6 protein-coding genes are annotated in these 5,157 nt (G+C 68.6%); 3 read left to right on the forward strand and 3 right to left on the reverse strand.

Going from position 1 to position 5,157, the window contains the following annotated elements:
• Positions 1-1,199 (forward strand): transglycosylase domain-containing protein (locus WBA11_RS12795; protein WP_424521066.1); only part of this gene is annotated, 1,199 nt, incomplete at its 5' end.
• Positions 1,200-1,212: 13 nt separating this feature from the next.
• Here the strand turns inward: WBA11_RS12795 and WBA11_RS12800 are convergent.
• Together WBA11_RS12800 and WBA11_RS12805 are read right to left on the reverse strand one after the other, a co-directional pair.
• Positions 1,213-1,584: a DUF5615 family PIN-like protein gene (locus WBA11_RS12800; RefSeq protein WP_424521067.1), complete on the reverse strand. Its 372-nt coding sequence runs from the start codon at positions 1,582-1,584 to the stop codon at positions 1,213-1,215.
• Positions 1,581-1,808, reverse strand: a complete 228-nt coding sequence (locus tag WBA11_RS12805; protein WP_424521068.1) for a DUF433 domain-containing protein — start codon at positions 1,806-1,808, stop codon at positions 1,581-1,583. Before WBA11_RS12805 ends, WBA11_RS12800 begins: the two co-directional genes overlap by 4 nt.
• 145 nt (positions 1,809-1,953) lie before the next feature.
• Here WBA11_RS12805 and WBA11_RS12810 point away from each other — a divergent pair, with 145 nt between their 5' ends.
• Together WBA11_RS12810 and WBA11_RS12815 are read left to right on the forward strand one after the other, a co-directional pair.
• A complete protein-coding gene (locus WBA11_RS12810) occupies positions 1,954-3,117 on the forward strand; it encodes an ArsA family ATPase (RefSeq protein ID WP_424521069.1) in 1,164 nt (387 codons plus the stop codon).
• 69 nt (positions 3,118-3,186) lie between these two features.
• Positions 3,187-4,281, forward strand: a complete 1,095-nt coding sequence (locus WBA11_RS12815) for an alpha/beta hydrolase (RefSeq protein ID WP_424521070.1) — start codon at positions 3,187-3,189, stop codon at positions 4,279-4,281.
• Positions 4,282-4,326: 45 nt separating this feature from the next.
• On the opposite strand, the gene WBA11_RS12820 is transcribed toward WBA11_RS12815, so the two are convergent.
• On the reverse strand, positions 4,327-5,157 hold an 831-nt coding region (locus WBA11_RS12820; protein WP_424521071.1), incomplete at its 5' end, for a GNAT family N-acetyltransferase.

Here is a 5,157-nt window from a genome sequence, read left to right on the forward strand (position 1 = left end):
CGCGCGACTTCCGCATCGACGAGTACGACCACGCCGGCGTCGCCCTGCGGCAGCCCGGCTCGACGTTCAAGGCGTTCGTGTTCGCGAGCGCGCTCCAGCGCGGCTACGGCCCCGACGACGACCTCGAGGGCGGGGCGGCCGAGGTCGAGCTGGACGACGGGACAGTCTGGCGGCCAGCCGGCGGCTCCTCCGGAGGCACGCTGTCCGACGCGCTGGCCTACTCCAAGAACTCCGTCACGGCCCGGCTAACGCAGGAGATCGGCCCGCACCGGATCGCCCTCGTCGCGCGTCGGATGGGCATCACGAGCGACCTCGACGTCGTGCCCTCGATCGGGCTCGGGACCAGCCCCGTGACGCTCTTGGAGATGGTCTCGGCCTACGGCACGATCGCCAACGACGGGCTGCGCCGCCGGCCCCGCGTGCTCACCCGCGTCGAGACGGCCGCGGGAACGGTCTTGGAGACGTTCGGGAGCACGGGCGCCCAAGCGATGACGCGTCGCGACGCGCGCTACCTGCTCGACATGATGCGCGGCGTGATCGACCGGGGGACGGGCCGCGACCTACGCGCTATGGGCGTCACCGGCGACCTGGCCGGCAAGACCGGGACGACGCAGGGCTACGCCGACGGGTGGTTTATCGCGATGCGGCCGGGCCTCACGGTCGGGGCATGGGTCGGGTTCAACGACCAGCGCGTCACGTTCCAGTCGAAGACGACGGGCGAGGGATCGAGGACGGCGCTGCCGGTCGTCGGTGCGTTCCTGCGCCGCGTCCAAGACGACTTGCCGGACGTCGCCTTCCCGCCACCTCCTCAGCGCTACCAGGCCCTCGACTTCGACGCTGACGACGACTCGCTGTTGTACCAGGAGCCGGACGTCGCGGACGTGACTGACGAGGACTACGAGTGGTCGTACGGCGAGGACCCGTACCAACCCGCCGCCATCGACCCGCCGGACGTCGAGCGGCCAGAGGAAGACCGACCGGCGCTCCGCGAGCGTCCACCGCGCGTCCGTCCCGTCCTCGAGGACGACCCTTCAGACGTGGACGACGCATCGTCGCGCGATGGCCGCCAACCTATCCTGCTTCCGGCCGAGCCGCCGCAGCCGACCTCGAGGCCGGCGCCGACACGTCGCAACCCGAACAACGAGGGCGGTCGGACGGCTGAGGAGATCATCGAGGACGCCCGCCGCGACGGCGGGTGATCTTGAGGTGTGCCTACCTCGGCTGTATCGGGAGCACTCTCGCCCGTGCCCGGCTCGAATCGACGGAGATCAGAGCGCCTGCCTCGAGCTCGTCTTGGAACTGGTCGAGAGCGGCCAGAACGGTAGCGCCTGCGGACGCTGGTAGAACGTCGTGAGATCGAAGCTGGACGACGCTCGGTGCCGATGCGCCACCGCTTGCGAGAATGGATGCGAAGTCGAGATCGCACGTCAGAAGGGCCGCGCCGTGCGTCCGAGCCCACAACATGAGTTCGGCATCAGGCGCTCCTCCTGGCCCGATGTCCGACCAGTGGACCGCGTCGTGGCCTCCTTGTCTCAGGGCAGGAACCCACAACGGAGGAAGGTTCATGTCGACGAGCAGCTTCACGCCGCTCGAAGCGGCACTTCTCGCTCCTCGAGTCGCCAGGCCGCGTACTGGAGGGCAGCGTCTACGTCTTCACGAGCCAAGTACGGGTACGCGTCGAGGACGTCCGCGACGGAGTGCCCGGCTCCCAGGAGACCGACAACCACACTCACGGTCACCCGTGTGCCTCGGATACGGGGGCGTCCGCCCATGATCTCAGGGTCGAGTTCGATCCGGTCGATGGTCATGATATCCGAGGCGAGTCGCTTTCAATGTAGGTGATGCGCAGCAGGGTCCGTCTCACGGGCTCGGGGCCAGCCACCATGAATCGCCCTCGAGGCCGGAACGCGGTCGCGGCGTCCGGCATCGAGGACGACCCCACCCACGACCTCGATGCCTCGCGTTCTCCTGTTCACCGGCAAAGGCGGCGTCGGCAAGACGACGTGCGCGGCGGCTACGGCCCTGGCGTGCGCCAGCCGAGGCCAGCGGACGCTCGTCTTGTCGACCGATCCTGCCCACTCGCTTGCGGACGCCGTCGACCGTCCGCTCGGGCCGGAGCCGCAGCAGATCGCGCCCCGGCTGGACGCGATGGAGGTCGACCTGTACTACTCGATGCGGAAGTACTGGGGCAACATGCGCGAGCTGGTCCGCTCCGTGCTCCGTTTTCAGGGCGCCGACGCGATCGCGGCCGAAGAACTCGCGGCGCTGCCCGGAATGGGCGAGGGCTCAGCGCTCTTGTGGCTCGACGAGATGGCGCGGTCCGGCGACTACGACGTCATCGTCCTCGATGCGGCCCCGACCGGCGAGACGCTGACGCTCCTGACGTTGCCCCAAGTGACGCAGTGGTGGCTCCAGAAGGCGTTCCCGCTGCAGAAGCAGGCGATCAAGACCGTCGGGTTCGCGGTCCGCAAGACGACCGGCGTCCCGCTCGACCGGGGCTACGAGGAGTTGGACCGGCTGTTCGGCCAACTCGAGGTCGTCCAGACGCTCCTCCAGGACCCCGACGTCACGTCCGCGCGGTTGGTGATGAACCCCGAGCGGATGGTGATCCAGGAGGCCAAGCGGGCTTACACGTACCTCCAGCTTTACGGATACGGTGTCGACGCGGCGATCGTCAACCGGGTGATCCAGGGCGAGGCCGAGGGCGTGATGGCGAAGTACGTCCAAGCGCAGGGCGGCTACCTCGAGGAGATCGAGCAGTCGTTCTCGCCCCTCCCGGTGTTGCAGGTGCCTCACCTCGGGCAAGAGGTGTTCGGCTTGGAGTTGCTCGCACAGATCGCCGAAGGGCTCTACGCCGACCGCGATCCTGCGGCCGTCTACCACTCCGAGCCGTCCTACAAAGTCGAGGCCGAGGGCGACGCGTACACCGTCGCGCTCCGCGTGCCGGGCGCCGAACCGGGCGACATCGAGGCCGAGCAGTTCGGGGACAACCTGGTCGTCCAGATCGCGAACCAGCGCCGCAACGTGACGCTTCCGGCGTTCCTGGCCTACTACAAGCTGACGGGCGCGGCCCTCGCAGATGGCTGGCTCCGCGCGGAGTTCGAGCCGGAGGAATAGCAGCAGAGCTGTTCGGAGTTGTGTCGGTGAGCCCTCGTTAGGTTCAAAGCACATACGACCCCGACCGCTTTGCGTCTTCTCGTCCTGCTCCTGCTGTCCACCGCTGCGGTCGCCCAGACGACGTCGTTCGTCGAGGAAGACCTCACGTTCGACTCCGTCGAAGGCGTCTCGCTCACCGCCACAGTCTCTGTGCCCGAGGGACCGGGGCCGTTCCCAGGCGTCGTACTCGTCTCCGGGTCTGGGCTCCAGGACCGCGACGGCGGACCCGGCGGTGGCCTGATTCCCGACGGTCTCAGGATGTACCGTGACCTCGCTCACAGCCTCGCCGGCTTCGGCATCGTCGTGCTGCGCTACGACGAGCGCGGCATGGGCGACAGCCCGCGCGGCCCCGACTTCGAGAACTTGTCGTTCTCCGACCTCGAGGACGACGTGTCGGCCGCCGTGGACGCACTCGCTGCGCGCGACGACGTGGAGTGGGTTGGGATCGTAGGGCACAGCGAAGGCGGGACCCTCGCGCCTTCCATCGCCAACCGCCGTGACGATGTCGATGGGATCGTGATGATCGGAGGGACCGCCGAGCCTGGCTACGAGACGATCCTCGACCAAAACCGCGAGGGCATCGCACCACTCGGACTCGCAGACTCCGTCGTCGATTCTGTCTTGGTCCCGCTCCGGACGCTCTTCGAGATGGTCGCCGAGAACCCGGACGAGGAGCTCTCGGAAGTGGAGCTGGATCGTGCCCGCGAGCTTTTCCTCGAGTCAAACAGCCGCATTCCCGCCGAGGTCGCCGCTCGAATCGGCATGACACCTCAGGCGCTCGAGATGATGGCAAACGCCGCGGTCCCCCAACTCACGGCCGCTTCCTATCGAGCCTTCCTCGCCCTAGACCCGATTCCCTACATCGAGAACCTCGACGTGCCCGCCCTCGCGCTGTACCTCGGTCTGGACCGTCAGGTGAAGCCCACGCGTTCCGTCGCGCCGATGAGCGCCGCCCTCGAGGCGTCCGAGAGTCCGGCATGGCAAGTGACGACCGTCGGCGGTATCAACCACGTGATGCAGGCGGCCGAGACGGGCGCGTTCACGGAGTACGCCACTCTGGCGAGCGAGATCGACCCAACGGTTGCGGACGTGGTGGCGAACTGGATCCGCCGGACGGCGCGGTAGCGGTTCGTCCTCGAGGCGGCGTCTTTGCGCGATCTCGAGGTCGGCTCAGCTACGCAACTGGTCCACAAGTCGCAGCGCCGGGTTCGTCACGCGCCGAACGATGGGCGCCGGCGCCAGCGACGGGCCGAACCGGCGCTTGAACTCCGCGATGGACGGCGTGTTGGCGCCGCAGAAGTCGAACACCTCGAGGCCGTCGGCAGCGAGCCGAGACACCGTATCGGCTACGAGGACCGTCATGGCTGTACCTGGGACGCTGCCGGCGATCCAGTAGAACGCCGTCCGCCCGTCGTGGGCCACCACAATCGCGGCCTCGAGGTCGGACCCACGGCGGGCGCCGACGATGCGGGCGAGTCCGGCCTCGACGAAGGCCTCGGCCAAACCGGCGACCACGTCGTCCTCGAGGCCGAGATCCGAGCCTTGGCGACGGTACGAGTCCGTCATCAAGCGAACAGCGTCACCAGCGAGGGCGCCGTCCTCGATGATCTCGAACGCACTTGCCTCCTTGCGAACGGTCCGTCGCGTCGCGGTCGAGAAGCCGGCCTCGAGGTCGCCCCCAAGATCGAGGCGGTAGGTCGATCGGGGCGTCGCCGCCCAGTCGGCCCAGGTATACGGGCGGAGGTCGTCGTTCCCCAGCGCGAGCGTGAGTTGGTCGGCGGCGGCCTCGAGGTCGGTCAGGAGCCGGTCAAGCGACGAGGTGCGGGCGTGGGACTGGGCCTCGGTCGGGACAGCCTCGAGGAGCGGCCGCCAGACGGGCGCGAGTGGTGGGAGCGCGGCGGCTCGGAAGGGGCCTCGGCGCTTGATGAGCGTCGGCATCGCTGCGGTGCCGTCCCCTGTGGCGACCGCTCCGGCCTCGAGGTCGAACGCGCGGGCGTAGGC

The sequence above is a fragment of the Rubrivirga sp. genome (genome assembly GCF_049648075.1).
Classification (GTDB): domain Bacteria; phylum Bacteroidota; class Rhodothermia; order Rhodothermales; family Rubricoccaceae; genus Rubrivirga.